The organism is Streptomyces sp. NPDC050439, assembly GCF_040655335.1.
GTDB lineage: Bacteria > Actinomycetota > Actinomycetes > Streptomycetales > Streptomycetaceae > Streptomyces.
Window position 1 is genome coordinate 517,346 of sequence record NZ_JBFAJT010000001.1, and the last position, 24,393, is coordinate 541,738.

Genomic DNA, 24,393 nt, shown 5'->3' on the forward strand with positions numbered 1-24,393 from the left:
CGCCGAACTCCCCATCCCGCCGAGGAGGCTGCCGAGCATGACCGTCACCGAGGGCGAAAGCCCCACGCACGAGAACGCCGAGAACGCCGAGAGCACTGAAAACGCCGAGGCCCGGGAGCGGGCCCACGCCTTGCAGAGGGACCTGGTCAGGGACCTCGACGGAGAGGCCCGGTTCGACGACTACACACGGCACCTGTTCGCCCGGGACGCGAGCATGTACGCCATCACGCCGATGGGCGTGGTCTTCCCGCGGCACGCCGACGACGTCGCCGCGGCGGTCGCGGCAGCCGCGTCCCACCGGGTGCCCGTCGTGCCGCGGGGAGCGGGGACCAGCCTGGCGGGCCAGACCGTCGGGCCCGGCCTGGTGCTCGACCTGTCCCGGCACATGAACCGCGTCGTGGAGCTCGACCCGGACAGCCGCACGGCCCTGGTCGAGGCGGGCGTCGTACAGGACCAGCTCAATCGCGCGGCGAGCCCGTGGGGGCTGATGTTCGGTCCCGACACCTCGACCAGCAACCGCGCCACCATCGGCGGGATGATCGGCAACAATTCGGCCGGCAGCGGATCAGTGCGCTACGGCATGACCATCGACCACGTCCGCGCACTCGACGTGGTGCTCTCGGACGGCGGCCGCGTCCCCCTCGGCCCGGTCACCGAGGCCGAACGAGCCCACCGGGCACAGCAGTCGACGCTCGAAGGCGCCCTCTACCGGGAACTTCCCGAGATCGTGCGGGCCAACGCGGCGGCCATCGCCGAGGGATTCCCGGAACACTGGCGCCGCGCCTGCGGCTACCGCCTGGACCGGCTCGCCCGCGAGGACGTCCCCTTCGACCTCGCGAAGTTCGTCGTCGGCTCGGAGGGGACGCTGGCCGTCGCCACCAGCGCCCTCGTCGATCTGGTGCCCAAGCCGCGCCGCACGGTGATCGCCGTCGGCCACTTCACCTCGGTGGCGGAAGCCATCGCGGGCACGGAGGACGCGCTGGCCTGCGATCCGGCCGCCGTGGAGCTGATGGACCGCACGATCCTCGACCTGTCCCGGCGCAAGATCGAGTACGCGGCGCTCGGCGACATCCTGGAAGGACGGCCCGAGGCCCTGCTCTTCGTGTCCTTCACCGGCGACGAGGAGGGCGAACTCCTGGACCGGATGCGGCGGCTCACCACGCTCTGGTCCCGGCACGGGCACGGCTATCACACGCTCCACGCGGTCACCCCGGCCCAGCAGTCATCGCTCCTCAAGGTGCGCAAGGCGGGGCTCGGGCTGCTCATGGCGGCCAGTGAGGGCACCCGCCGACCGCTCGCCTTCGTCGAGGACACCGCGGTCGACCCGGCACATCTGGCCGACTACACCCGCAGGTTCAAGGACGTCCTGGACCGGCACGGCATGACGGCGGGTTTCTACGGCCACTGCTCGGTCGGCTGTCTGCACATCCGGCCGTACCTCGACCTCGCCGACCCGGCGGACATCGGCCGCATGCGTGCCGTCGCGGAGGAGGTCAAGGACCTGGTCGCCGAATACGGCGGGGTGAACTCCAGTGAGCACGGCGACGGTCTGGCGCGCAGCGAGTTCAACCGGGAGATCTTCGGCGACAAGCTGTACGAGGCGATGCGCCAGGTCAAACGTCTCTTCGACCCCGACGGCATCCTCAACCCGGGCAAGATCGTGGACGCGGCGCCGATGACGGAGAACCTGCGCGACGCGGCCCTGCCGCCCGCCGAGCCCCTGCGCACCCGTCTGTCCTTCGAGGTCGTCGGCGGTGGCGGCATGCGCGCGGCGGCGGACCGGTGCATGAACATCGGCCTGTGCCGCAAGTCCGGCAGCGGTGCCATGTGTCCCTCGTACATGGCCACGCGCAAGGAGGAGGACTCCACCCGCGGACGGGCGGGAGCCCTGGTCAAGGCCCTTTCCGAGCCCGACCCGAAGGCCGCGCTCGGGGACGAGCGGCTGCACGAGATCCTCGACCTGTGCCTGATGTGCAAGGCGTGCAAGAGCGAGTGCCCTCTGGGCGTCGACATGGCCACCCTCAAGAGCGAGGCCCTCTCGCACCACCACGACATCCACGGAGTGCCGCTGCGCAGCCGCCTGTTCGGAGCGATCCGGCTCCTGAACCGCCTGGGTTCGGCGACGGCCCCGCTGTCCAACCTGCCGGGGCGCATCGCACCGCTGCGCGGGCTCATGGACCGCCTGGTCGGCATCGCTCCCCAGCGGCCGCTGCCGGTGTTCGTGCGCCGCAACCTGCTGCGCTGGTTTCGGCGCCGTACGCCCACCGGGCATGCGGTCACGCAGGGTACGGTCACCTACCTCGCCGACTCCTTCACCACGTACACCGAGCCCGGCATCGGCCGCGCGGCCATCGAGCTCCTCGAACGGGCGGGGTGGCAGGTGGGCCTGGAAAGCGGCGGCTGCTGCGGCAGGTCCAGCCTCTCCAAAGGCCTGGTCGACGACGCGAAGACCAAGGCGCGTCAACTCGCCCACACCTTGCGGCAGTCGACGGAGCCCGGCTCACCGATCGTGGGCTGCGAGCCGTCCTGTCTGATGACCTTGCGCGACGAACACCGGGCCCTGCTCCCGGACGACCCCGCCGTCCAGGACATCGCCGGAAGGGTGCGGCAGGTCGAGGAACTGCTGGTGGAGGCCGTCGACGAGGGGCGGCTGCGGCTGCGGGCCGACTCATGGCTCGCCGGACGCAAGCTGCTCTACCACGGTCACTGCCACCAGAAGGCGGAGGTGGGCACGGCCGCGACCATGGCCCTGTTGAGCCGTATCCCGGGGGTGGTGGTCTCCGAACTGGACGCCGGGTGCTGCGGGATGGCCGGGTCCTTCGGCTTCGAGTCCGAGCACTACGAGGTGTCGATGACGGTCGGCGAGGACCGGCTGTTCCCCGCGATCGAGGCGGAGGCCGACGACACGGTCATCGTCGCCACGGGGGTCTCCTGCCGTCAGCAGATCTTCCACGGCACCGAGCGGAACGCCTGGCATCCGGTGCAGTTGCTGTGGGAGGTGGTGGAGCCGGCTTGAGGACGGGCACGGCCTCACCTTCCGCTGCCGCAGGCCGAGTTCACTCACGCGTCCTTGGCGTGGCGACGGGCCGGGGGGAGGAAAAGATGAGGCTGTGCACACCACCCGGTCCTATGCTGAGCGCATGATCGATCTGCCGCTCTCCGCGTTGGAAGTCGCCATGGTCGAGGCAGGCACCTCGCCCTCGGACGCACTGCGCAGCTGCGACGGTGCGGCCCGGGAGCTCGAGCGTCTCGGCTACCACCGGCTGTGGTTCGCCGAGCACCACCACTCCCCCGCCATCGGCACGTTCCCGCCGGCGATCATGACGGCACACATCGCCTCGGCGACGTCGGAGCTGCGGGTCGGATCGGGCGGTGTCCTCGCCCCCAACCACGCGCCGCTCATGGTGGCCGAGCAGTTCGCCACGCTCGCGGCCCTGCATCCCGGCCGCATCGACCTGGGCATCGGGCGCGGCCCCGGCACCTTCCACGAGGGGACGGCCCGCGCCCTGCGCCGAGGCGCCGGGCCTGCCACGGACGAGGAGTACGCCAGGGACGTGTCGGCGATCCTGGAGTTCCTCACCGAGGTCGACTTCGGGGAGCTGCCCGAACCCTGGCTGCTCGCGTCGAGCCGGGCGGGTGCGACGCTCGCCGCCGAGCTGGGGCTGCCGATCGCGTTCGCCCATCACATCCGCCCCGAGAACACCGTCGAGGCGCTCGGCCGCTACCGCGCGGCGTTCCGTCCCTCCGCCTGGTGCGAGGCGCCGCGCGTGCTGGTGTGCGTCGAGGTGGTGTGTGCCAAGACCCAGGAGCGGGCCGACGAGCTGGCCCTGCCCATGTCCGTCGTGAAGGCAGGTCTGCTCAAGGGGCAGAGCGACACGGCGTTTCCCGGCCCGGCCGACGCGGTCGCCCACCGCTTCAGCTCCCGGGAGGAGGACGCGCTGGCCGCGTTCGCCGCGCAGCAGGCCCATGGCACACCGGCATCGGTGGGCTCCCGGCTCGCGCGGATCGCGCAGGACACCGGCGCCGACGAACTGATGCTGGTCACACCCGTCTACGACCTCGCCGATCGCGTGCGGTCGTTCGCCTTGGTACGTGAACTCTGTACGGCGCCCCGTGGAGAGGGAGCTGCCAAGGACAAGGACGGACAAGCGCCGTAGTCGGATCGCGACTACGGCGCTCGGTGGTTGCCGGCCTGCGGCCGGGGGCTTGCTAGGCGGCGTGGAATCCGGTGGGTCCCTTGCGTCGTCCGGTGTCCGTGTCGTGGTGGATCGGTGCGCCCGACCCGGTCAGCGGAAGCCCCGTTCCGCCCCTGCGCGCCGCGATGATCTCGGCGGCGATGGACAGGGCGGTCTCCTCCGGTGTGCGGGCCCCGAGGTCGAGTCCGATCGGGGAGCGGAGGCGGGCCAACTCCTCGTCGGTGACGCCGACTTCCCGCAGCCGTGTGTTGCGGTCCTCGTGGGTGCGGCGGGAGCCCATCGCGCCGACGAACGCGACCGGAAGCCGCAGGGCCACCTCGAGGAGCGGGATGTCGAACTTGGCGTCATGGGTGAGGACGCACAGGACCGTGCGGCCGTCGGTCGCGGTCTCCCGCAGGTAGCGGTGCGGCCAGTCGATCACGATGTCGTCGGCCTCGGGGAAGCGGGCCTTCGTGGCGAAGACCGGACGGGCGTCGCACACGGTCACGTGGTAACCGAGGAACTTGCCCGTGCGCACCAGGGCCGCGGCGAAGTCGATCGCACCGAAGACGATCATGCGGGGCGGGGGCACGCACGACTCGACGAACAGGGTCAGGGGCTCCCCGCAGCGCGACCCGCTCTCCGAGACGTCGAACTCGCCGGTGCGGCCCGCGTCCAGCATCGCGTGGGTCTCCCCCACCACCGTACGGTCGAGGTCGGGATGTGCTTCCAGGCCTCCTTCGTACGAGCCGTCGGGGTGGACGAGCACGACCCTGCCGAGGAGGTCGGCCGGGCCCCGGGCGACGCGGGCGATTGCGGCCGCGTCGCCGCGGGCGGCGGCCGCGAGCGCCGCCGCGAAGACCTGCCTGCCCGGCGCGTCCGCGCCGAGCGGCGTGACCAGGACCTCGATCACGCCGCCGCAGGTCAGGCCGACCGCGAAGGCGTCCTCGTCGCTGTAGCCGAACCGCTCGCGCACGGTCGCGCCGTCCTGGAGGGCCTGCACGCACAGGTCGTACACGGCGCCCTCCACGCACCCGCCGGAGACCGAACCGATGACCGTGCCCTCGCCGTCGACGGCGAGGGCGGCGCCGGGCGGGCGCGGCGCGCTGCCGCCCACCGTCACGACGGTGGCGACGGCGAAGTCCCGGCCCTCCTGGACCCAGCGGTTCAGTGCTTCGGCGATGTCAAGCACCCGGTGCTCCTCCCGCGTTCAGGACACGGTCGGGGCGGATGGGCAGCCGGCGGTGGCGTACGCCGGTCGCGTGCCAGACCGCGTTGGCGATCGCCGCGGCGGCCCCCACGATGCCGATCTCGCCGATGCCCTTGATGCCGACCGGGTCGTCCGCGTCCGTGTCCTCCACCCAGTCCGCCTCGATGACCGGCACGTCGGCGTTGGCGGCGAAGTGGTAGCCCGCGAAGTCGGCGCCCACATGGCCGCCTGTCGCCTGGTCGCGGTGGGCCTCTTCGTGCAGGGCCATGGACAGGCCCCAGGTCATCCCGCCGACGAACTGGCTGCGCGCGGTCAGCGGGTTGATGATCCGGCCCGCCGCGAAGATGCCGAGCATGCGCCGCACCCGCACCTCGCCGGTGGTGACGTCGACGGCGGCCTCCGCGAACTGCGCACCGAAGGAGTGGCGTTCCTTCTGCGCGAGTGCTCCGACGGCCGCGCTGGTGTCGGAGCGGACGGTGATTCCCTGCGGCGGGATGTCGCCGCCCAGGGCCAGTTGCTCCCGCAGGTCGGCCACCGCTGTCCTGACGGCCCAGCCCCAGGAGCGGGTGCCCATCGAGCCGCCGGAGATCGCCGCCGGGCCGAAGTCACTGTCGCCGATGCGCACCCGGACGCGGTCCTGGGGCACCTCGAGAGCTTCCGCGGCGATCAGGGTCAGCGCGGTGCGTGCTCCCGTCCCGACGTCCGCCGCGTTGATCCGCACCGTGAAGGTGCCGTCGGCTTCCGCCGTCGCGGCCGCGGTGGACGGCGCGACGATCACCGGGAAGGTGGCGGCGGCCGTACCGGTGCCGAGCAGCCAGCGCCCCTCGCGCCGCACGCCGGGACGCGGGTCCCGGTCGGCCCAGCCGAACCTGCGGGCCCCCTCCTGGAAGGCGGACAGCAGATTGCGGCTGGCGAAGGGCAGCCCGGAGACGGGGCCCACGTCCGGTTCGTTGCGGGCCCGCAGCGCGATCGGGTCCACACCGCACCGCTCGGCGAGCTCGTCGAGCGCGGACTCCAGGGCGAACGAGCCCGGGGCCTCGCCGGGAGCGCGCACGAAGGTCGGCGTGGGCACGTCGAGGCGCACCACGCGGTTGACGCTGCGGTGGGCGTCGGCGGCGTACATCGGACGGCCGAACCCGGCGCTCCCCTCGACGAACTCGTGGACCGTCGACGTGAGGCTGTGCGCCTGGTGGTCGACGGCGCGCAGCCGTCCGTCGGCGTCGGCGCCGAGTCGGACGCGCTGCGCGGTGGGGCTGCGGTAGCCGGTGAGCGTGAACAGCTGGCGGCGGCTGAGGACGACCCGCACGGGGCGGTCGAGCAGCGTCGCCGCCATCACGGCGAGGACCTGGTGGACGCGTACGCCCTTGGATCCGAAGGCGCCGCCGATGTGCTCGGACCGGACCCGTACCGAGGCGGGGTCGAGCGAGAACAGTTTGGCCAGTTCGTCCGCGACCCAGGCGCTGCCCTGGTTGGAGTCGACGACTTCGAGGCGTCCGTTGTCCCAGCGCGCCATCGCCGCGTGCGGCTCCATCGAGCCGTGGTGCTCTTCGGGGGTGGTGTACTCCTCGTCCACGACATGCGCGGACGCGGCGAGTTCGGCCTCCAGGTCGCCCTTCTCCACCAAGTGGCTCTCGCCGTCCGGCGTGTAGGTGCCGGGGTGCTCGGCGGAGAACGCGACGTCGTGCGGCTCCTCCTCGTACCGCACCGCCACCGCCTCGGCGGCCTCTCTGGCCTGCTCGGACGTCTCGGCGACGACGAGCGCCACCGGCCAGCCGACGAAGGGCACCCGGTCGTGCTGGAAGACCTCCACGATCGGATCGGGGACGCCGAGCATGCCGACGTAGTCCCCGTCGACGCGCGGCGCGTTGCCGTGGTGCAGGACGGCCAGGACACCGGGCATCGCGCGTACGGGATCCGACTCGACCGACAGCACACGCCCGCGGGCGATGGTGGACAACACCAGCCAGCCGTGGGCGAGTTCGGCGAAGGGGATCTCGCCCGCGTACCGGGCCGCGCCGGTGACCTTGGCCACGCCCTCCACACGGGTGTACGTAGCGCCGACGGCGCTCGACGCCCCGGTGGACGTGGTCGTCGTGGTCTGCGCCGTCATCGGGTGGCCTCCTCGGTGAGCTCGGTCAGCAGGGCGACGACGAGGTTGCGCATCAGCGTCACCTTGTAGCCGTTGTCGGGCAGCGTCCTTGCGGCGGCGAGCTCGGCGTCCGCGGCGGCGGCGAACGCCTCGGCGGTCGCGGGACCGCCGGTCAGGACCCGCTCGGCCTCCCGGGCACGCCACGGCCGGGACGCCACCGCGCCGAAGGCCAGGCGCACTTCGCGTACGACGCCGTCCTGGACGTCGAGCGCCGCGGCGATCGAGCCGATGGCGAAGGCGTACGACGCGCGCTCGCGGACCTTGCGGTAGCGGGAGCGGGCGGCGACCGAGGCCGGCGGCAGGGTGATGCCGGTGATGAGCGCGCCGGACGGCAGCGCGGTCTCCAGGTGAGGGGTGCTGCCGACGGACAGATAGAAGTCCGCGAGCGGCAGCTCGCCCGTGCCCTCTGCCGTCTCGTACGAGACGACGGCGTCGAAGGCGGCGAGCGCCACGCCCATGTCGGAGGGGTGGACGGCCACGCAGTGCTCGGTGGCGCCGAGGATGGCGTGGTTGTGGTGTTCGCCCTCGACGGCGGGGCAACCGGTGCCGGGGGCGCGTTTGTTGCAGGGTTTGGACAGGTCGGCGAAGTACCCGCAGCGGGTGCGCTGGAGCAGGTTGCCGCCGACCGTGGCCATGTTGCGCAGCTGGCCCGAGGCGCCGGCCAGGACGGCTTCCGCCAACGCGGGGTAGCGGCGCCGCACTTCGGGGTCGGCGGCGAGATCGCTGTTGGTGACGGTGGCGCCGATCCGCAGCCCGCCGTCGTCCGTGGTCTCGATGCGGTCGAGGGGCAACTCGCGTACGTCGATGAGCAGTCCGGGCCGCTCCACGCCGGTCTTCATCAGGTCGACGAGGTTGGTGCCGCCGCCCAGGACGCGCGCGTCGGGGTCGGTGCCGAGCAGCGCGACCGTGCCGGGGACGTCGAGCGCCCGCTGGTAGCCGAATTCCCTCATGCCACGGCCTCCGTGCCCTTGTTCTCGGCGGCTGCCGCCTGCGCGACCGCCTGGACGATCGACACATACGCGCCGCAGCGGCACAGGTTGCCGCTCATGCGTTCCCTGATCTCGTCGGCGCTCAGCTCGGGGACGCCCGCTTCGGGCCGTACGTCCGTGGTCGCGGCGCTCGGCCAGCCCGCCGCGTGTTCCTCGATGACCGCGATGGCCGAACAGACCTGTCCCGGCGTGCAGTAGCCGCACTGGTAGCCGTCGAGATCGAGGAACGCCTGCTGTACGGGGTGCAGTTGGTCTCCCTGCGCCACACCTTCGATGGTGGTGATCTCGCGTCCCTCGGAGGCGACGGCGAGTTGCAGGCAGGAGACGGCGCGGCGGCCGTCCACCAGCACCGTGCAGGCGCCGCACTGTCCTTGGTCGCAGCCCTTCTTGGTGCCGGTCAGATCGAGGCGCTCGCGCAGGGCGTCGAGCAGGGTCGTGCGGTGGTCGACGGGCAGCGTGTGCTTTTCGCCGTTGATGTTCAGCGTGATGGCGCTGGACGTCGATGGGGCCACGATCAGCCTTCTTTCGCTTCTGTCAGCTTGCGTCAGCTTTAGTCAGCTTGTGTCACGTAAAAGCGGGATCGTCGCGTGAGGCGGTCCCGACGGAGGCTTCGTCAGGTGATGGCGCTGTGCGTAAAGGGGGTCTGCCGGTATGGTGACCCTAAGCGGACAGCTGTCCGTTAGCTTCAAAACTTAACGGACACCTGTCCGCTTAGCAAGAGTGGCCCGGGCCGCGATTCTCGGGAGGAGGACGAGTGCACCCGAAGAAGGACGCACAACTGCGCTCGGACGCGCAACGAAATCGCGAGCGCATCCTGGAAGTGGCACTGGCCGAGCTGACGCGCTCGGCGGACGCCCCGCTCAGCACGATCGCCAAGAAGGCATGCGTCGGGCAGGGGACGTTCTACCGCAACTTCCCCAACCGCGAGGCGCTCGTCCTTGAGGTCTACCGCTATGAGGTCCAGCAGGTCGCCGACACCGCCTGTCAGCTCCTGGAGACCCGCGCACCCGACCAAGCCCTGCGGGAGTGGATGGACCGCCTCGCCCAGTACGCGATGGCCAAGGCGGGCCTCGCCGACGCGATGCGCAAGGCCACCAGCACGCTGGGCACGCTGACCGGAGTGGGCCACGGGCCCGTGACCTCGGCGGTCACGCTCCTCCTGAAGGCGAACGAGGAGGCGGGCACCATCCGGCCCGGCGTCACGCCCGACGACTTCCTGCTCGCCATCGCGGGCCTCTGGCAGATCGACCCGCACGGCGACTGGCAGTCCCGCTCCGGACGCCTCCTCGACCTGGTCATGGACGGACTGCGCGCAGGAGCGCCGCGCTGACGCCCGCCGCGGCCAGCAGGATCACGAAGGCGACCGTCAGCGCCGTGGTGTAGCCGTGCACGGAGGCCGCCGTGCGCGTGGCATCCGCGGTGGACGCCAGGTATGAGGCGCCCGCGCCGGCCGCGACCGTGTTGAGCAGGGCGGTGCCGAGCGCGGCGCCCAGTTGCTGGGAGGCGTTGTAGGCCGCCGCCGCGGCTCCGATGTCGTGCGGGGGCAGGCCCGCGGTGGCCAGGCTCGCGGTGGGCGGCAGGACACAGCCGAGGCCGAGGCCCGTCAGGACCAGCGCGGGCACCAGGTAGAGGCCGAAGACATCCGTGCTCTGCGCCGTCAGGCGGGTCAGCAGGAACATCCCGGCCGCCGCGGCCAGCAGCCCCGGCACGATCAGCGCGGCGGGCCCGACCCGGGCATGGAGCCTCCCGGCGATGAGCGTCGCGCCGACCAGCGCGGCCAAGGCGTTGATGATCAGCGTCAGACCCGCCTCGACGGGTGAGTAGCCGAGGACCGTCTGCGTGTAGTAGCTCATGAACAGGTAGAAGCCGAACATCGCGACGAACAACAGGGTGATGGAGACGAACGCCCCGGCGCGGGCGCGATGGACGAGCACACGCATCGGAAGCAGCGGCCGCGACGCCCGGAACTCGACGGCGGCGAACGCGGCGAGCAGCAGGACACCGGCCGCGAGCAGGGCGAGGACCTTCGGCGCGTTCCAGCCGAGCGGCTCGGCCTCGTTGAAGGCGTACACGATCGCGGCGAATCCCGCCGCGCTGAGCAGGGCGCCCGCGACGTCGAGCCGCCCCTCGCCCCGGACCGGCCGGTCCCGCGGCACGAACGTCGCACCAAGCACGGCGAGCAGGGCCACGGGCACGTTGACGTAGAGGCACCAGCGCCAGCCGGCGTACTCGGTGAGCAGTCCCCCGGCGACCAGGCCGACCGCCGATCCCGCGGCGCCCACCGCGGCGAACACCCCGAAGGCCCGACCGCGTTCGCCCGGCTCCGTGAAGGTGATCGTCAGCAGCGAGAGGCCCGCGGGTGCCAGGACCGCGGCGAACACCCCTTGCAGGGCGCGTGCCCCGAAGAGCATCTCGGGGTTCAGGGCCGCCCCGCCGAGCGCGGACGCGGCGGCGAAGCCGACAAGCCCGACAAGGAACGTACGCCGGTGGCCCAGCGCGCCGCTGACCCTGCCGCCGATGAGCAGAAGGCCGCCGAAGGCGAGCGCGTACGCGGTGATCGCCCACTGCCGGCTCGCGTCGGACATGCCGAGTGCGCTCTGCGCCGAGGGGAGCGCGATGTTCACGATGGTTCCGTCGAGGACCACGAGGAGCTGGGCCGCGCTCACCGCGAGGAGCGTCCACCGGCGCCGCCGGGCGGGGTTGAGACTCAGGCCCGTCTCGTGGGTTTCGGGGGCGTCCGCGCACGGCTTCGCCCCGGTCAGTTCGTCATCCGCTGGATTCATGACTTCAAGTGTTTCGTTGAACTCACCCCGGAGACTTTGCCCCGCTTCCGGTCGGCGGCCCGGCGGTATCACGCTCTGAACCCTCAAGCCCCGGTTGAATCCCGTCATGACAGAATCTCCGCCTGAACAGCGGCGATGAGGGTGTGAGCGCAGTGAGACGGCGGACCAGGACCGGCACATGGGACCGCTTCGTGGCCTCGGACCCGGGGCTCCTGCGGTTGATGGCGGGGCTGCGGACGGTCGGTGCGATCGCGCTCACGCTCGTCGTCCTCGCGCTCCTCGGCACCGACGTCACCCACATGGTCGCGGGCGCCATGACCGCGATGGTCTCCACCTTCGCCATCAAGGAGAAGGAGGTGCGCGGCCAGGCGATCACGCTCGCGCTCGGGCTGCCCGTCGCGATCGCGGCGATCTCGCTGGGGGCGCTGCTGCACGACCAGGTCGTCGCGGGTGACATCTTCTTCATCGCGCTGATCTTCGGCGCCGTCTACAGCCGCCGGTTCGGCGACCGGGGCACCGCCCTCGGCCTGATCGGCTTTCAGGTCTACTTCGTCTCCCTGTTCGTGGGCGCCACGGCATCCGCCCTGCCCAGCCTGTGGCTGGCCCTCGGCGTCGCTTTCGTGTGCAGCGCGATCGTGCGGTTCGCCGTCGTGCCGGAGACGCCGGGGCGCGATCTGGGGCGGCTGCGCGTCGCCTTCAGGGCGCGGCTCGCGCAGCTGGTGGGCACGCAGATCGAACTTCTCGACGCCACGCCCGAGCAGTTGGAGAAGGTCCTCACCGAACTGCGGCGCGGCACCTCCCGACTGCACGAGACGGCCCTGATGATCCAGGGCCGCCTCGAGGAGGGCACCCCCGACGCGGCCACGGCGACCCTGGTCCAACGCCGTGTGGCGGACGCGGAGATCGCCGCCGAACGCCTCGGCGTCCTTCTCCTGAACGCGCGCAGCGCCGAACGCGCGGACACCCTCACCCTGCATCTGCCGTACGCCCCCGTACCGGCGACCGGGACGCGCATCCGTGCCGAGGACGACGCCACGGTCACCCTGCGCAGGGACCTGAACGCGCTGCACCTGCTGGTGGGCCGTCCGGTCGCCGACGACCGGGGCACGGCCCTGGCCCACGTGCGCAACCGGCTGCTCGGCTACCGCGACGAGGACAATCTGCCCCGGGCCTCGATGGCCGTCCAGGACGTCTTCCGCGGCATCGGTGAGGCGGCCCGAGCCGTCCTCGGCCTGCGGATCGCCCTCGACGGCCCCCAGGACGAGTCCGACGACTCACCCGCGACGACCCGCTCCCGCGAGGAGTTCGACGCCGAGGACATCGCGATCGCCGGGGCCGAGGAGACCGCCGAACCCGAGGAGGACGACCGCACCGGGCTGCGGCGCCCCACCACCCGGGCCGCTTTCCAGGTCGCGGTGGGCTCGACCCTGGCCATCATCGGCGGCGAGTTCCTCTCCACCCAGCGCTGGTACTGGGCGGTGCTCACCTGCTGGGTGGTCTTCCTCAACACCGCCTCCACGGGCGAAATTCTGGTCAAGGGCTATCGAAGGCTCCTGGGCACGGTCCTCGGGGTGGTCGCCGGAGTGGCGCTCGCGGGACTGGTCGGCAACCACACCTGGGTCGCGTTCGCGCTGGTCCTGCTCTTCATCTTCGCGATGTTCTTCACCGCTCCCCTGTCGTACGCGCTCATGTCCTTCTTCGTCACCGCGATGCTGGGCCTGCTCTACACCCTGTTGAACACCTACAGCCTCGCCGTGCTCTGGCTGCGCATCGAGGAGACGGCGCTCGGGGCCGCCTGCGGCATCATCGCGGCGGTCCTCGTCCTGCCGGTGCACACCGACCGCCGCACCGACGACCTCCTGAACACGGTCCTGACCCGCCTCGCCGACGTCATCTCCGCGTCGGTCGAACAGCTCAGCGGCGGCCCGGCGGCCGATCTCCTGGACAAGGCACGGGACCTGGACACCGCACTGGACGATCTGCGCGCCTCCATCCAGCCGCTCACCCACCCGATCACCCCGCTGCGCGGCCGCCGCAGGACAGCCCGCTACCTGGTGGCGCTCCTGGAGACCTGCGCCTATCACGCCCGTTCCCTGGCGGCCACGGCCGAGCTCGTGCCGTACAGCAAGAACGTCGCGGCCGACCCGCGGCTCGAACGAGCCGGCCTGCGCATCGCCCACAACATCGAGGTCATCGCCGCGTACGTGGAGGACGACAAGGCCACCGGCGAAGTCGAGTCGGGCGCCAGCATCGCCTCGATGCTGGAGGCCGAGGGCTCCGGCGCCCCGCGTTCGGGGACCGTCACCTACCGCGTGCTGCGCCATCTGCAACGCCTGGACGAAGGTGTGGTGGGCCTGGCCCGGCCGCTGGACGTGCCGGTCGCGGGGCGGGGCACCTCGGCAGGCAAGGCCCCGCGGGCCTGACCCGACGTCAGGTCATGAGGCCGTGCGAGATCGCGGCGCATGCCAGGATGAGCAAATGATCGAGAAGCCCGGCGTCAGCAGCGAGGACCTCGTCCGGCACGTGCGGAACGCCTACGACCTGCACGTCGTCGAGGTCCGTCCGACGGCCCCCGGCGCGGACGCCGAAGCTGCCACCTACCGCCTCGCCTCGCACGACGGCACGTACTTCCTGAAGCTTCGGCACGGAGCCGCGGACGACACGGCGGCACCGCTGCAGAGCTTCCTGGCCGAAGCCGTCGACGCCGTCGACGCCGTTTCCGCCGTTGCCACCGAGGCCACCACCGGTCTCGAGGCCGCCCGCGTGGTCGCGCCATTGCCCGACCGCCACGGCCGGCTCTCGACGGTCCTCGATGGGTACGTCGCTGTCCTCTACCCCTTCGTCGCGGGGCGCAGCGGCTTCGAGGTACCCCTGACACGCGAGCAGTGGACGGCGCTGGGGGAGTTTGTGCGGGCTCTGCACGGGATCGACCTGCCGCCGTCCCTGCGCTCGGCGGTCCGGGTGGAGACGTACGGACCGAAGTGGCGCGACAAGGTGCGCGGTCACCTCGCCACCGACACGCCACCGGAGCGCCTGCCCGACGCCCCGGCACGGGAGTTGGCCGCCATCCTCAGGGCGCGGCGGGAGCAGCTGACCACCATCGTGGAGAGGGCCGAGCAGTTGGCGGCGGTGCTGCGCGGGAAGGAAGGCGAACCGGTGCTCTGCCACGGTGATCTGCACGCCGGGAATGTCATGGTCACCGACGACGGTGCGGTCGTGGTGGTCGACTGGGACGATCCCGTGATGGCGCCGCGCGAGCGTGACCTGATGTTCGTCGGCGGCGGCGTCGGTGGCGTCTGGAACGACGCGGCCGAGTGCGCCGCCTTCCACCGGGGCTACGGCACGGGGGAGATCGACGCGCAGACGCTCGCGTACTACCGGTGTGAGCGCATCGTTCAGGATGTCGCCGAGTACTGCGACCAGTTGCTCGTCGGCAGGCCGCACGACAGTGAGGATGACCGCGAGCTGAGCCTGCGTCACTTCGCGGGCCAGTTCCGGCCGGACGACGTCGTCGACATCGCCGAGCGGACGTACGCGGCGCTCCGGGGCTGAGCCGCCGCGCCGCCGCGCCGCCGCGTCGTCTCAGCGGTGGTTCAGGTCAGCAGCCGCGTACGCAGACGGTCGATCAGCGCGTCGTCGACGCCGAGTTGCTTGACCGCGTAGTCGCGTACCGAGCCGTGGGCGGCGGTCAGGTCGGCGAGGAAGAGGCGCATGATCTCTTCGGGGGCCCGCCCGTATCCGGGCCAGTTCAGGGGCCGGTCCGGGTGGCCCGCCTTCCAGTCCGCGATCAGCCGGTCCGTGGCCAGTTCGGTGAGGGCGAAGTCCTCGGCGATGACGTCCTCCTCGACGCCGAGCAGCGCGAGGACGAGCGCCGCGAGGAGGCCGGTGCGGTCCTTGCCCGACGCACAGTGGAAGACCTGCGGGGCATCGCCGGAAGCGATGACCTCCAGGGCCTGGCGGAGTTCCTCGGCGCCGTCGAGGGCGACCTCCGCGTACCGGTCGGCGAGGTAGCGCCAGGGGTCGAGCCCGGGGTCGATCTCCGCCTGGTCGTACGGGCGGTGCTCCACGCTGAGGTTGACGTAGGTGAGCCCCTCCACCTCGGGAACCCGGCCCTTGGCCTCGATCTCCCACGGGTAGCGCAGGTCGATCACGGTGCGGACGCCCAGCGCGAGGAAGAGATCCCAGTCGGCGCCCCGCAGCTTGGCCAGCGAGTCGGAGCGGTACAGACGACCCCAGCGCAGCGTGCGCCCGTCAGCGGTCCGATAGCCGCCCAGATCACGGAAGTTGTGCAGGTGCTCGAAGTCTATGTGTCGTCTCACCTGCGGGATCCTACGTCGTGCAGTGCGAGCGGAACCGGCGCCGGAAGGGGCTCGGCGGGAGCGGCACGATCGGCGCGGAAGGAGTCGAGGAGGTAGGCGACGAACCGCCGGGACGCGGCCAGGGCCGCCTCGGTGGAGTCCGCGGTGATACCGCCGTTGGCCATGAGGATGAGCGGGAGGTCGGCCGGGTCGAAGTCGGCACGCAGTCGGCCGGCGGCCTTCGCACGGCGCACCAGCTGCTCGAAGCCGCGCTCGGCGCGCCGGCGTTCCCGCTCGAAGTCCATGGCGTCCGGGAACGCCGTCATGAACGCCGTGCTGAAGCCACGGTCGACCACGTGCATGGCGCACACCTTCTCGATGACCGTACGGAATCCGTGCCAGGGGTCGGGGTCCGCCAGGGCGACGTCGACGGCGCCCACGCACGCCTCGAGCTGGTCCGCGAAGACCTCCGTGACCAGGGAATCCCGTGTGGGAAAGCGGCGGTAGAGCGTGGCCACGCCGACCCCGGCCCGGCGGGCGATGGCGGCGATCGGCACGTCGAGGCCCCGCGCGGCGAACAGCTCGCGGGCGGCTTCGAGGACGCGCCGCCGGTTGTCGAGCGCGTCCGCGCGGAGCCCCGCCTCCGGCCGCATCCGAGACGAATCAGCAGGCATGTTTCTCACATTAGCTCAAGTGGACGGCCCTCTCCGTTTAGCGGGTTAGCGTCGCTGACAGTGACATCCGCAGTGACATCCGACGGCCTTGGACAGGGAAACGATGAGTGACATGCGCGCGGCTCTGTACGACAGTTACGGCTCTCCGGAGGTGTTGTACGAAGGGACGGTGCCCACGCCGGTCGCGGGCCCCGGTGAGGTGTTGGTCCGTGTCCACGCCGCCAGCGTGAACGGCGGCGAGCTGACGGGGCGGGCAGGGAAGATACGGCTCGCGACCGGGCTCACCGGGCGGGGTTTTCCCAAGCGCACCGGGATCGACTTCGCCGGTGAGGTGGCGGCCCTGGGCTCCCCCATGCCCGCGCTCGCACCGGGCGACCGGGTGTGGGGAGCCCTGGCGCGGTCCCAGGGCTTCGGCAGCGCCGCGGAGTTCGTGGTCGTACGACCACGGCAGCTGGCCCTCGCACCGGCCGGCCTCGACCTGGTCCAGGCCGCGGCCCTGCCCGGCGTCGGCACGACGGTGATCACGGCACTGCGGGACAAGGCCCGGCTGGCGGCGGGCGAGCGGCTGCTGGTTCGCGGCGCGAGCGGGGGCGTCGGAAGTGCGGCCGTCCAGCTGGGGCGGGCGTACGGCGCCCACGTCACGGCGCTCGCGGGCGCCGGGAAGCTCGACTTCGTGCGGGACCTCGGAGCCGACGAGGCCTTCGACTACGCGACCACCGACGCGGCAGGCCTCGGCCCCTTCGATGTCGTGCTCGACACGGTCGGCACGGAGCACGGCGCGTACCGCCGACTGCTGGCGCCGGGAGGGCGCATGGTGTCGGTCGCCTTCGACGCGAGTCGCATGGCGGCATCGCTCTCGTACATCGTCGGGTCCGCGGTGTTCGGTCCGCGACGCGTGCGGTTCTTCAGCGGCAACCCCGGCCATCAACTCCTCGCGGAACTGACCCGGTTGACCGAGAGCGGGGCGATCCGGCCCGTCGTGGACACGGTGTACCCGCTGGCCGACATCGCCGGGGCGCATCGCGCGCTGGAGGCGGGCGGGATCCGCGGCAAGCTCGTGGTCGACGTCAGGGCTTCGCAGGCGGTGAGCTCGGGCTGAACGCTTTTGGCGCGGGCAGGTTCGCCAGCAGGAAAGCCGCCGCCTCCCGCGCGGGGGCGGGGGCGTCGGGCCTGCGGGCCACCAGATGAGTCGCCGTAACCCCGAGCGTCTGGATCGCCCGTACAGACCCGATGCGGGCAGCGCGCGGAGCAAGCTCGGCCATGAGCTCCTCGGCCTCCGTCCACGCTCCGGCCCGCGCCAGGGCCGAGAGGAGCTGCGCGGTGAAGACGTTCCGGTAGGAGGGGCCGGGTGCGGTGGCTGCCTCATGCAGGAGGGGGATGGCCCGGTCCCATCGGCGCAGCCTTGCCAGCACCCAGCCCCGGTGGCCGAGCAGCTCGGTCCGGTCGATCCACCAGGCCCAGGGCGGATCGTGGCGCGAAACGCCGTCAAGGAACCGGCTGCGGGCGCGATCCATCAGATCCATGGACTCGCGGTGGCCGCCGAGCATGGCGATCGCGTGCGCCCGGCGGATCAGGACGAGACTGCTGACCCTGGCGGGGAGTGCCCGCGCGCCCCGCACACGGGCCGCGCTCTCCAGGGCGGCGCGCGGCGCTCCCGTATGGGCAAGGAGCATGCTGTCGTTGAGCAGCACGAACCGTGCCGTCCAGCGGTCGCCGCAGAGCTCCGCCAGGGCCAGCGCCCGTAGGTTCATCCGGTGGGCCTCGCGGTAGCAGCCCGCGTCGAAGAGGATCCACCCGATGACCTCGCACAGCTCCGCGAGGGCCGCGAGCGCGTCACTGTTCCGCGTATGAAGGCTCCCCGGATCAGCGGACAGCTCCGGCACGCGCCGCAGGGACTCGCGCACGGCGGGCATCGCGGCGGTGGCCCCGGACGTGGCGTCGAGGGCCACGAGTCGCTCGATGGTGCGCAGGACCGAGGAGATCACCCCGCAATGATCGCGCATACGTCGACGCGGTCACCGGTCAGCGATACACCTCGGCGGTGTGCGAACGGCCCACGTCGCGGACGACTTCCAGACCGAGTACGCGGTCGAGGTGGGCGAACGTCTCGAACTTGGCGCCGCCCGCGACGTCCGCGGCCGTCTCCAGAGCGGCGAGGAGCCTCAGCACAGCGGGGGTGTCGAGGCCGTTCTCCAGGGCGGCGCGGGCCCTGTCCACGAAGTCGGCGGGCATCGCCTTGGACGGCTCGTCCGCCCAAGCGGCCACGGACTTGCGCCAGTTGGCCAGCTTTTCGCCTGCGGCGTCGACGGCCTGCTCCGATACGTCGACGGGCTCGTGGTGCGGGCGGCCGAGCAGGAGCAGCCGCAGGGCGAGGGCGTCCCGGGCCGGCTTCTGGTCCGCGTCCCCCTCTGGGGCCGCGCCTCCTGCCGTCACGGCTTCGCCGACGTGGAGCGACAGGCCTCCGGCTCCTTCGTACGTACGGCTGGTGAGGTGCACGGTCGGCGGGCCGCCGAGAGCTTCGGTGAGCTCGTCGACGGTGCCGTGGGCGTCGGCCGGACGAATACCTGCGGCGTCGGCCGCGGCAGCCCGCGGGCAGGTCCACCCGACCAGGACGGTCCGGCCGCGCAGTTCGGCGACGCGGGCCAGCACGTCCGCGACGAGGAGCACGCGCAGACCGGTCAGGTCGTCCGGGTCGTCGGCCGACTGCGCGTGGGCGCACATCCGCAGCGGTCCGAACCCGGCCAGATCATCAACGATGCTCAGCACACCTCAAAGCCTAGGCGTACGGCCCCCGGAAGGCACCCACCGAAAGCGGCCCGCCGCCGACACCGCGCCCCGATCCCGCCACCGCAGGCAGCGGGCCGAAACGCACCCGTCCCGCAGCCGGCCCCGCTTGCCGGGCACCCGATTCACCCCCCGTGATGCGCAAGCGTCGTATGCGGGTCCGACCCCCCGGGCTCCACCGCCGGGTCCGCGTGGACCAGTGCCGCGGTCAGTTTGGGGACCGCGTGCAGCAAGGCGTGCTCCGCGTCGACCGCCACCTCGTGTGCCTCCCGTACCGACAGCTCGCCGTCCACCACGACCGCCACCTCCGCGCGCAGCCGATGGCCGATCCAGCGAAGGCGGAGCTCGCCCACGCCGCGTACGCCGGGGACCGTCAGGAGTGCCTCCTCCGCCGTGTCGACCAGGGCCGGGTCCACGGCGTCCATCACCCGGCGGAACACCTCGCGTGCCGCGTCCCGCAGGACCAGCAGGATCGCCGCGGTGATCAGCAGGCCCACGATCGGGTCGGCGAGCCGCCAGCCCAGAGCGGCGCCGCCCGCGCTCAACAGCACGGCCAGCGAGGTGAATCCGTCCGTCCGGGCATGCAGGCCGTCGGCCACCAAGGCGGCCGAGCCGATCTCGCGGCCGACGCGGATGCGGTAACGGGCGACCCATTCGTTGCCGATGAAGCCGACGACCGCGGCGGCGGCCACCACCCAAAGGTGCTCCAAGGTACGGGGGTCGAGCAGCCGGTCCACCGCCGCCCAGGCCGCGAAGGCCGCCGACGCCGCGATCGTCAGGAGGATGACGATGCCCGCGAGATCCTCCGCGCGCCCGTACCCGTAGGTGAAGCGGCGGGTGGCGGCCCGACGGCCCAGGACGAAGGCGATGCCGAGCGGGATCGCGGTCAGCGCGTCCGCCGCGTTGTGCACGGTGTCGCCAAGGAGCGCGACCGAACCGGTGAGCACGACGATCACCGCCTGGGCCGCGGCCGTCACACCCAGAACCGCCAGCGAGATCCACAGCGCGCGCATGCCGCGCGCCGACGATTCCAGCGCCGTGTCGACCTTGTCGGCGGCCTCGTGCGAGTGCGGCTTCAACAGGTGGTTGAGTTTGTGCCGCCACCGGGCCGGCCGGCCCGCAACGCCGTGGCCGTGTGGATGCTCGTGGGGAGGGTGCGGGTGTCCGTGCCGGCGATGAACGTGTCCGTGCTGCCCACCGACGTGTCCGTGCTGCTCACTCACGTGTACGGCCTTCCGACGCGGGACGGAGAGTGGACATCGCGAGATGCCCGAGGCCATTATGTGCGTATGAGCGCACGCATGCACCTATCACCTGCGCACGATGCGCACCCGCAAGATCCGGGCGCCGAGCACTACACTCACGCAGCCGAGGTCCTGGGCCTCCTGGCGGACCGCACCCGCCTCGCCCTTCTGCACACCCTCGGCAAGGGCGAGGCGGACGTCACGACGCTGACCGCCGCGTGCGGCGCGGCCCGCCCGGCGGTCAGCCAGCACCTGGCCAGACTGCGCCTCGCCGGACTCGTGTCCGTACGCAAGGAAGGGCGACGCATGGTCTACGGCCCTCCCGACGGGCACCTGCGCCGCGTGGTCGACGAGGTGCTTAACCTCGCCGACCACCAGCTCAGCGGTTCGGCCACCCACGACTGAGCCGGACTCAGGCGTAGTTGCGGCTGCCGCGCCGGTAGGCGATCTCCCCCAGCACGATGTCCACGGCGAGGAACGCGGCCAGCGGAATGCCGAGCAGCGGCACGAAGTAGCCGAGCACGGCGATCGCCGCCATCAGCGGGACCAAGACGTACGCCGGAACGCTCTGCCACGCCCCGCGCGGCAGCGGACGCCCGAACGAACTGCCGCGCCCGCGCTGCCACCACATGCGGTACCCCCACACGATCATCAGGATCAGACAGAGGGCGAGAGCGACGAGGGCGATCTGGTTGACCAGCCCGAAGAGCGTGCCGGTGTGCGCGTCGATGCCCCAGCGGGTCAGCTTGGCCAGCACCGGGTAGTCGGCGAACCGCAGCACCTCGGTCACCTCTCCGGACGCGGGGTCGACCGCGACGGAGTCCTGCTTCTCGGGCCAACTGCGCTGGATCTGCCGGACGACGTACGCGGACGACTCGTCGGCCGGCGGTACGACCTCCACCGGGTTGGAGAGCCCCTCGGCACGTGCCGCCTTCAGGACGGCGTCGAGCCTCACCCCGTCGGCGGCGCCTCCCGAGCCCGAACCGCCGTGCCCGGCGTGCTCGCCGCCGCCCCCGGCGGTCGCCGTCAGCGCCGGTGTCGTCTGCCCGATGGCCTCACGCAGGTCGCTGACGCTCTGACCCGCGTACGCCGACCAGGTCAGCCCCGTCGCCGACAGGAAGATCAGCCCGCCGGCGGCCCACACGCCCACCGAGCCGTGCAGCGAGAGCGTGCGGCGACGCCCGGTGGCCCCGCGCAGCTTGCGCTGGGAGCGACGGCGCGCGAACCACAGCACCAGACCGCCGCCCGCGATCACCCACAGCCAGCTGGCGGCGAGTTCGCTGTAGAGCCGGCCGGTCTCGCCCAGGTGCAGATCCCGGTGGAGCTCGTCGATCCAGGTACGCAGCGGGAGTGCGCCGGTGGAGCCGTACTGCTCCAGGGCGCCCCGCACTTCGCCGTTGTACGGGTTCACGAACACGGCGAGGGTGTGGTCGGCGTCCACGCCCGGGGTCCCGGCCAGCAGAACGCGGGTCGTGGCGCCGTCCTCGGGCGAGGGCCGCACCGCGCTGACCGTGCCCTCGGGGTGCGCCTTGCGGGCGGCGGCGACCTGTTTCGATATCGGCAGCTCGGTCTTGTTCTCGCCGACGGGGACGCGCAGTTCGTGGGAGTACACGATCTTCTCGGCCTGGTACGAGCAGGCGTAAAGAAGTCCCGTGGTGGCGGCGACGAGCAGGAAGGGCGCGATGAGCACTCCGGCGTAGAAGTGCAGTCGCAGCACGAGCGGACGCAGCGACGCCCATCCGGACCGTCCTGCGGTGGGCGGCGCCCCCTGGGTCTCCTGCCCGTCGTCCGGGGCGAGGAGTGTGGGTTCGGCGGACATGAGCTGCTCTCCTGGCTGAAGGTGGCGCGATTCGGCCGTAGGGGGCCGGTGCAGGAGTCGGACGGCGGGGCGGAAGAGTTCCCGGCGGCGGGCGGGAGTTATGTGATGCGCGCCACACACTCGGCATACGTGCGATTGCCGGGGGCACCACGATTGCCCGGCGCCGCGCCCTTCACCGACCGCAGGGGCGGGACTAGCGTCGGGAGTCCGGGCGTCCTCAGGACCGGAACCCCCGGGGCCGGGACCCCTCGACACTGCCCGTTGGAGACACGATGCTCCAGACACGCGAGTTGTTCGACAGCCTTGCCTCCCGTGCCGACCACCTCGACAACCAGACCCTGGCCACCGCCGTCGACGCCCTCTCGGCGTGCGAACTGGCCGTCACCGCCTGCGCGGTCGGCATGCTCGCCGAGAAGGAGGCCGACGACCTGCGGGCCGCCATCAACCGCGACCTGAACTGTGCCGACGTGGCCTCCGCCACGCGGCTCGTCCTGACGCGCGGCACGGACGCCCACCCCGCGCTCCTGATGGCCCAGCTGGAGGCGTGCGCGATCGCCTGCGAGCAGAGCCACGAGCTGTGCTCCCAGCACGCGCCGCGGCACGAGCACTGCCGCCTCTGCTCCGAGGCCACCGACAGCGCGGCGTCCGCGTGCCACGAGGTTCTGCGAAGCCTGCGCGCCTGACGCGGCTGAAAGCTGGGCCCGCAGGCGGGCCCGGGGGCGGAACCGGGGGGCGAAACCGGGGGCACGTGCGCGGTTCGCCCCGCGGTCCCGGATCCGGCAAACTGCCCGGATGGACTATGAGTTCTGGAACGACATCCACACCCGCGGCGGCATCCCCGCGGTCAAGGGCGCACTGGAGGAGCTGGCCGAGCGCGGTTCCGCCGAGGACGTGGACGCGGCGATGGAGCTGGCCTGCCAGGTCATCGCCGACGACACCGCCCGCCTACAGGCCCGCGCGGATCAGGCCGAGGCAAGACTGCGGATGCTGACCGACGAGGCACGCGAGGTGGAACGGCAGGTCGACGCGCACGCCGCGGCCGAGGGGTCCGCCGAGCCATCAGGGCGTACGGAACGTGGCTGACCGCCGCCGGGAGCCGGTCGGCTGAGGCTGAGCCAGAGCCGACCGGCGCGCAGGGGCGCGTACAACGCGTGGAGCTTGGCGCTTTCGGGGCTCCAACGTGGGCCCGGCCGGTGCTAGCGTCCCAGCGTCCGGCGCGTACCTCGTATCAGACTCCTCGTATCACGCTCCTCGTATCACGCTCCTCGAACCCCTCCCTCGTACGCGCTATCGCGGGCGCACTTCCTTGACCGGCCACCGTCGCTGAAAGGAATGCATCATGACCGTGGAAGACCTCGGCGCAAGCGGTTCGACGGCCCCCACCCCCGAAGAAATCGGGGCGATGTACGACCAGTTCGGCGACATGCTCGCCATGACACTCGGTTCGACCGCCCTGCACATCGGCATGTACGCGCCGCACGGGACGCACCCACCCGTGACCACCCTGGCCGCGATGGCCGATCTCGCCCAGGACCGGCAGACCGAGTTCCTCGTCGACACCATCGACTTGGCTCCCCACGAACACCTTCTCGACATCGGTTGCGGCACCGGAGGCCCGGCCATCCGCCTGGCCGAGCGCACCGGGGCCCGCGTCACCGGGATCAACGTCAGCAAGAGCCAGCTCGCCGCCTGCCAGGACCGCCGCACCGCGCGGGGAGCAGCCGGAGACCTCGCGGACCGAGTGAATTTCGTCCACGGCAACGCCATGCAACTGGACTTCGCCGACGGGGTTTTCGACGCCGCGTGGTCCATCGACTGCATCCCCCATCTCTCGGACCGCCCCGCGGGGCTGCGTGAAGCCCTGCGCGTGCTGCGTCCGGGCGGACGTCTCCTGTTCACGGAGTTCGCCCTGCGCGGCAGTCCCACCGCGGAGGAGGTGGCGGCGTTCACGCGCATGTGGTCCTGTCCCCCGCTCCGCCCCTTCGCCACCCTCATCGACGAGGTCCAACAGGCCGGCTTCCGCGTGGAGTCCATACGGGACATGAGCGCGAACTCGACGCTGTGCAGCGAACTCATGTGCGTGCTCTACGAGGATCGGCGCAGCGAGATGGAGGAGCGCTTCGGCAAGGAGGCCCTGGCCTACACCGATCCGCTCATGGCCCCTTACCGCTCCTTCTGCCGCGACCACATGGACTATTACCTGCTGGTCGTGCGCGCGCCCGAGGCCTGACGCGCGCGGTCGCGCCCGGTTGCGCCTGACCCGCCGGC

At 71.9% G+C, this 24,393-nt stretch carries 21 protein-coding genes; 10 read left to right on the forward strand and 11 right to left on the reverse strand.

From position 1 onward, the window contains the following. Positions 1-37 precede the first annotated feature (37 nt). Positions 38-3,016, forward strand: a complete 2,979-nt coding sequence (locus AB0I66_RS02445) for an FAD-linked oxidase C-terminal domain-containing protein (RefSeq protein ID WP_363205806.1) — start codon at positions 38-40, stop codon at positions 3,014-3,016. A gap of 124 nt (positions 3,017-3,140) precedes the next feature. Next, positions 3,141-4,157 (forward strand): LLM class flavin-dependent oxidoreductase, encoded by a 1,017-nt coding sequence (locus tag AB0I66_RS02450; RefSeq protein ID WP_363205807.1) that lies wholly within the window; start codon positions 3,141-3,143, stop codon positions 4,155-4,157. 52 nt (positions 4,158-4,209) lie between these two features. Here AB0I66_RS02450 and AB0I66_RS02455 read toward each other — a convergent pair whose 3' ends face one another. From AB0I66_RS02455 to AB0I66_RS02470, 4 genes are read right to left on the reverse strand one after another with little or no spacing between them, the layout of a single operon-like run. Then, positions 4,210-5,367, reverse strand: coding sequence for an XdhC family protein (locus tag AB0I66_RS02455; protein ID WP_363205808.1), 1,158 nt, complete (start codon positions 5,365-5,367; stop codon positions 4,210-4,212). Continuing rightward, entirely contained in the window at positions 5,360-7,495 is a 2,136-nt protein-coding gene (locus tag AB0I66_RS02460; RefSeq protein WP_363205809.1) for a xanthine dehydrogenase family protein molybdopterin-binding subunit, read from the reverse strand. The genes AB0I66_RS02455 and AB0I66_RS02460 overlap by 8 nt, the downstream gene beginning before the upstream one ends. Continuing rightward, positions 7,492-8,484, reverse strand: coding sequence for a xanthine dehydrogenase family protein subunit M (locus AB0I66_RS02465; protein WP_363205810.1), 993 nt, complete (start codon positions 8,482-8,484; stop codon positions 7,492-7,494). Before AB0I66_RS02465 ends, AB0I66_RS02460 begins: the two co-directional genes overlap by 4 nt. Then, a complete protein-coding gene (locus AB0I66_RS02470; protein WP_363205811.1) occupies positions 8,481-9,035 on the reverse strand; it encodes a 2Fe-2S iron-sulfur cluster-binding protein in 555 nt (184 codons plus the stop codon). The genes AB0I66_RS02465 and AB0I66_RS02470 overlap by 4 nt, the downstream gene beginning before the upstream one ends. 242 nt (positions 9,036-9,277) lie before the next feature. Between AB0I66_RS02470 and AB0I66_RS02475 the strand changes: the two genes are divergently transcribed. Next, the gene (locus tag AB0I66_RS02475) at positions 9,278-9,853 is read left to right on the forward strand and encodes a TetR/AcrR family transcriptional regulator (RefSeq protein ID WP_363205812.1); all 576 of its coding nucleotides are present in this window, start codon (positions 9,278-9,280) and stop codon (positions 9,851-9,853) included. On the opposite strand, the gene AB0I66_RS02480 is transcribed toward AB0I66_RS02475, so the two are convergent. Then, a complete protein-coding gene (locus AB0I66_RS02480) occupies positions 9,819-11,306 on the reverse strand; it encodes an MFS transporter (protein WP_363205813.1) in 1,488 nt (495 codons plus the stop codon). The two genes, AB0I66_RS02475 and AB0I66_RS02480, sit on opposite strands and share 35 nt — an antisense overlap. Before the next feature lie 221 nt (positions 11,307-11,527). Between AB0I66_RS02480 and AB0I66_RS02485 the strand changes: the two genes are divergently transcribed. Together AB0I66_RS02485 and AB0I66_RS02490 are read left to right on the forward strand one after the other, a co-directional pair. Then, the gene (locus tag AB0I66_RS02485; protein WP_363206653.1) at positions 11,528-13,729 is read left to right on the forward strand and encodes an FUSC family protein; all 2,202 of its coding nucleotides are present in this window, start codon (positions 11,528-11,530) and stop codon (positions 13,727-13,729) included. 55 nt (positions 13,730-13,784) lie between these two features. Beyond that, entirely contained in the window at positions 13,785-14,858 is a 1,074-nt protein-coding gene (locus tag AB0I66_RS02490; RefSeq protein ID WP_363205814.1) for a phosphotransferase, read from the forward strand. Positions 14,859-14,899: 41 nt separating this feature from the next. Here the strand turns inward: AB0I66_RS02490 and AB0I66_RS02495 are convergent, their stop codons facing one another. Then, positions 14,900-15,625: a tyrosine-protein phosphatase gene (locus AB0I66_RS02495; protein WP_363205815.1), complete on the reverse strand. Its 726-nt coding sequence runs from the start codon at positions 15,623-15,625 to the stop codon at positions 14,900-14,902. Then, a complete protein-coding gene (locus AB0I66_RS02500) occupies positions 15,622-16,278 on the reverse strand; it encodes a helix-turn-helix domain-containing protein (RefSeq protein WP_363205816.1) in 657 nt (218 codons plus the stop codon). Before AB0I66_RS02500 ends, AB0I66_RS02495 begins: the two co-directional genes overlap by 4 nt. Positions 16,279-16,390: 112 nt before the next feature. Here AB0I66_RS02500 and AB0I66_RS02505 point away from each other — a divergent pair, with 112 nt between their 5' ends. Continuing rightward, a complete protein-coding gene (locus AB0I66_RS02505) occupies positions 16,391-17,377 on the forward strand; it encodes an NAD(P)-dependent alcohol dehydrogenase (RefSeq protein ID WP_363205817.1) in 987 nt (328 codons plus the stop codon). Here AB0I66_RS02505 and AB0I66_RS02510 read toward each other — a convergent pair. From AB0I66_RS02510 to AB0I66_RS02520, 3 genes are all read right to left on the reverse strand, one after another. Then, positions 17,346-18,263: a DNA-binding protein gene (locus AB0I66_RS02510; protein ID WP_363205818.1), complete on the reverse strand. Its 918-nt coding sequence runs from the start codon at positions 18,261-18,263 to the stop codon at positions 17,346-17,348. The two genes, AB0I66_RS02505 and AB0I66_RS02510, sit on opposite strands and share 32 nt — an antisense overlap. Positions 18,264-18,300: 37 nt before the next feature. Continuing rightward, positions 18,301-19,044, reverse strand: coding sequence for a hypothetical protein (locus AB0I66_RS02515; RefSeq protein ID WP_363205819.1), 744 nt, complete (start codon positions 19,042-19,044; stop codon positions 18,301-18,303). Between the two features lie 143 nt (positions 19,045-19,187). Then, positions 19,188-20,285, reverse strand: coding sequence for a cation diffusion facilitator family transporter (locus AB0I66_RS02520; protein ID WP_363205820.1), 1,098 nt, complete (start codon positions 20,283-20,285; stop codon positions 19,188-19,190). Positions 20,286-20,363: 78 nt separating this feature from the next. Between AB0I66_RS02520 and AB0I66_RS02525 the strand changes: the two genes are divergently transcribed. Beyond that, positions 20,364-20,711 carry a metalloregulator ArsR/SmtB family transcription factor gene (locus AB0I66_RS02525; protein ID WP_363205821.1) on the forward strand — a complete coding sequence of 116 codons (348 nt, stop codon included), beginning with the start codon at positions 20,364-20,366 and terminating at the stop codon, positions 20,709-20,711. Between the two features lie 7 nt (positions 20,712-20,718). Here the strand turns inward: AB0I66_RS02525 and AB0I66_RS02530 are convergent, their stop codons facing one another. Continuing rightward, positions 20,719-22,125, reverse strand: coding sequence for a PepSY-associated TM helix domain-containing protein (locus AB0I66_RS02530; protein WP_363205822.1), 1,407 nt, complete (start codon positions 22,123-22,125; stop codon positions 20,719-20,721). A gap of 272 nt (positions 22,126-22,397) precedes the next feature. Between AB0I66_RS02530 and AB0I66_RS02535 the strand changes: the two genes are divergently transcribed. From AB0I66_RS02535 to AB0I66_RS02545, 3 genes are all read left to right on the forward strand, one after another. Continuing rightward, on the forward strand, positions 22,398-22,808 hold the full coding sequence (locus tag AB0I66_RS02535) for a hypothetical protein (protein ID WP_363205823.1): 411 nt from the start codon (positions 22,398-22,400) through the stop codon (positions 22,806-22,808). Between the two features lie 109 nt (positions 22,809-22,917). After that, positions 22,918-23,208: a hypothetical protein gene (locus tag AB0I66_RS02540; RefSeq protein WP_363205824.1), complete on the forward strand. Its 291-nt coding sequence runs from the start codon at positions 22,918-22,920 to the stop codon at positions 23,206-23,208. Between the two features lie 256 nt (positions 23,209-23,464). After that, positions 23,465-24,355: a methyltransferase domain-containing protein gene (locus AB0I66_RS02545; protein ID WP_363205825.1), complete on the forward strand. Its 891-nt coding sequence runs from the start codon at positions 23,465-23,467 to the stop codon at positions 24,353-24,355. The last annotated feature ends 38 nt before the right edge of the window (positions 24,356-24,393 follow it).

What these genes read in the sequence shown, in the direction of transcription:
- AB0I66_RS02480 (WP_363205813.1), bottom strand. Translation starts at nt 11,306, where the DNA reads ATGAATCCAGCGGATGACGAACTGACCGGGGCGAAGCCGTGCGCGGAC.
- AB0I66_RS02505 (WP_363205817.1), top strand. Translation starts at nt 16,391, where the DNA reads ATGCGCGCGGCTCTGTACGACAGTTACGGCTCTCCGGAGGTGTTGTAC.
- AB0I66_RS02450 (WP_363205807.1), top strand. Translation starts at nt 3,141, where the DNA reads ATGATCGATCTGCCGCTCTCCGCGTTGGAAGTCGCCATGGTCGAGGCA.
- AB0I66_RS02535 (WP_363205823.1), top strand. Translation starts at nt 22,398, where the DNA reads ATGCTCCAGACACGCGAGTTGTTCGACAGCCTTGCCTCCCGTGCCGAC.
- AB0I66_RS02460 (WP_363205809.1), bottom strand. Translation starts at nt 7,495, where the DNA reads ATGACGGCGCAGACCACGACGACCACGTCCACCGGGGCGTCGAGCGCC.
- AB0I66_RS02540 (WP_363205824.1), top strand. Translation starts at nt 22,918, where the DNA reads ATGGACTATGAGTTCTGGAACGACATCCACACCCGCGGCGGCATCCCC.
- AB0I66_RS02525 (WP_363205821.1), top strand. Translation starts at nt 20,364, where the DNA reads ATGCACCTATCACCTGCGCACGATGCGCACCCGCAAGATCCGGGCGCC.
- AB0I66_RS02530 (WP_363205822.1), bottom strand. Translation starts at nt 22,125, where the DNA reads ATGTCCGCCGAACCCACACTCCTCGCCCCGGACGACGGGCAGGAGACC.
- AB0I66_RS02500 (WP_363205816.1), bottom strand. Translation starts at nt 16,278, where the DNA reads ATGCCTGCTGATTCGTCTCGGATGCGGCCGGAGGCGGGGCTCCGCGCG.
- AB0I66_RS02485 (WP_363206653.1), top strand. Translation starts at nt 11,528, where the DNA reads ATGGCGGGGCTGCGGACGGTCGGTGCGATCGCGCTCACGCTCGTCGTC.
- AB0I66_RS02465 (WP_363205810.1), bottom strand. Translation starts at nt 8,484, where the DNA reads ATGAGGGAATTCGGCTACCAGCGGGCGCTCGACGTCCCCGGCACGGTC.
- AB0I66_RS02545 (WP_363205825.1), top strand. Translation starts at nt 23,465, where the DNA reads ATGACCGTGGAAGACCTCGGCGCAAGCGGTTCGACGGCCCCCACCCCC.
- AB0I66_RS02445 (WP_363205806.1), top strand. Translation starts at nt 38, where the DNA reads ATGACCGTCACCGAGGGCGAAAGCCCCACGCACGAGAACGCCGAGAAC.
- AB0I66_RS02490 (WP_363205814.1), top strand. Translation starts at nt 13,785, where the DNA reads ATGATCGAGAAGCCCGGCGTCAGCAGCGAGGACCTCGTCCGGCACGTG.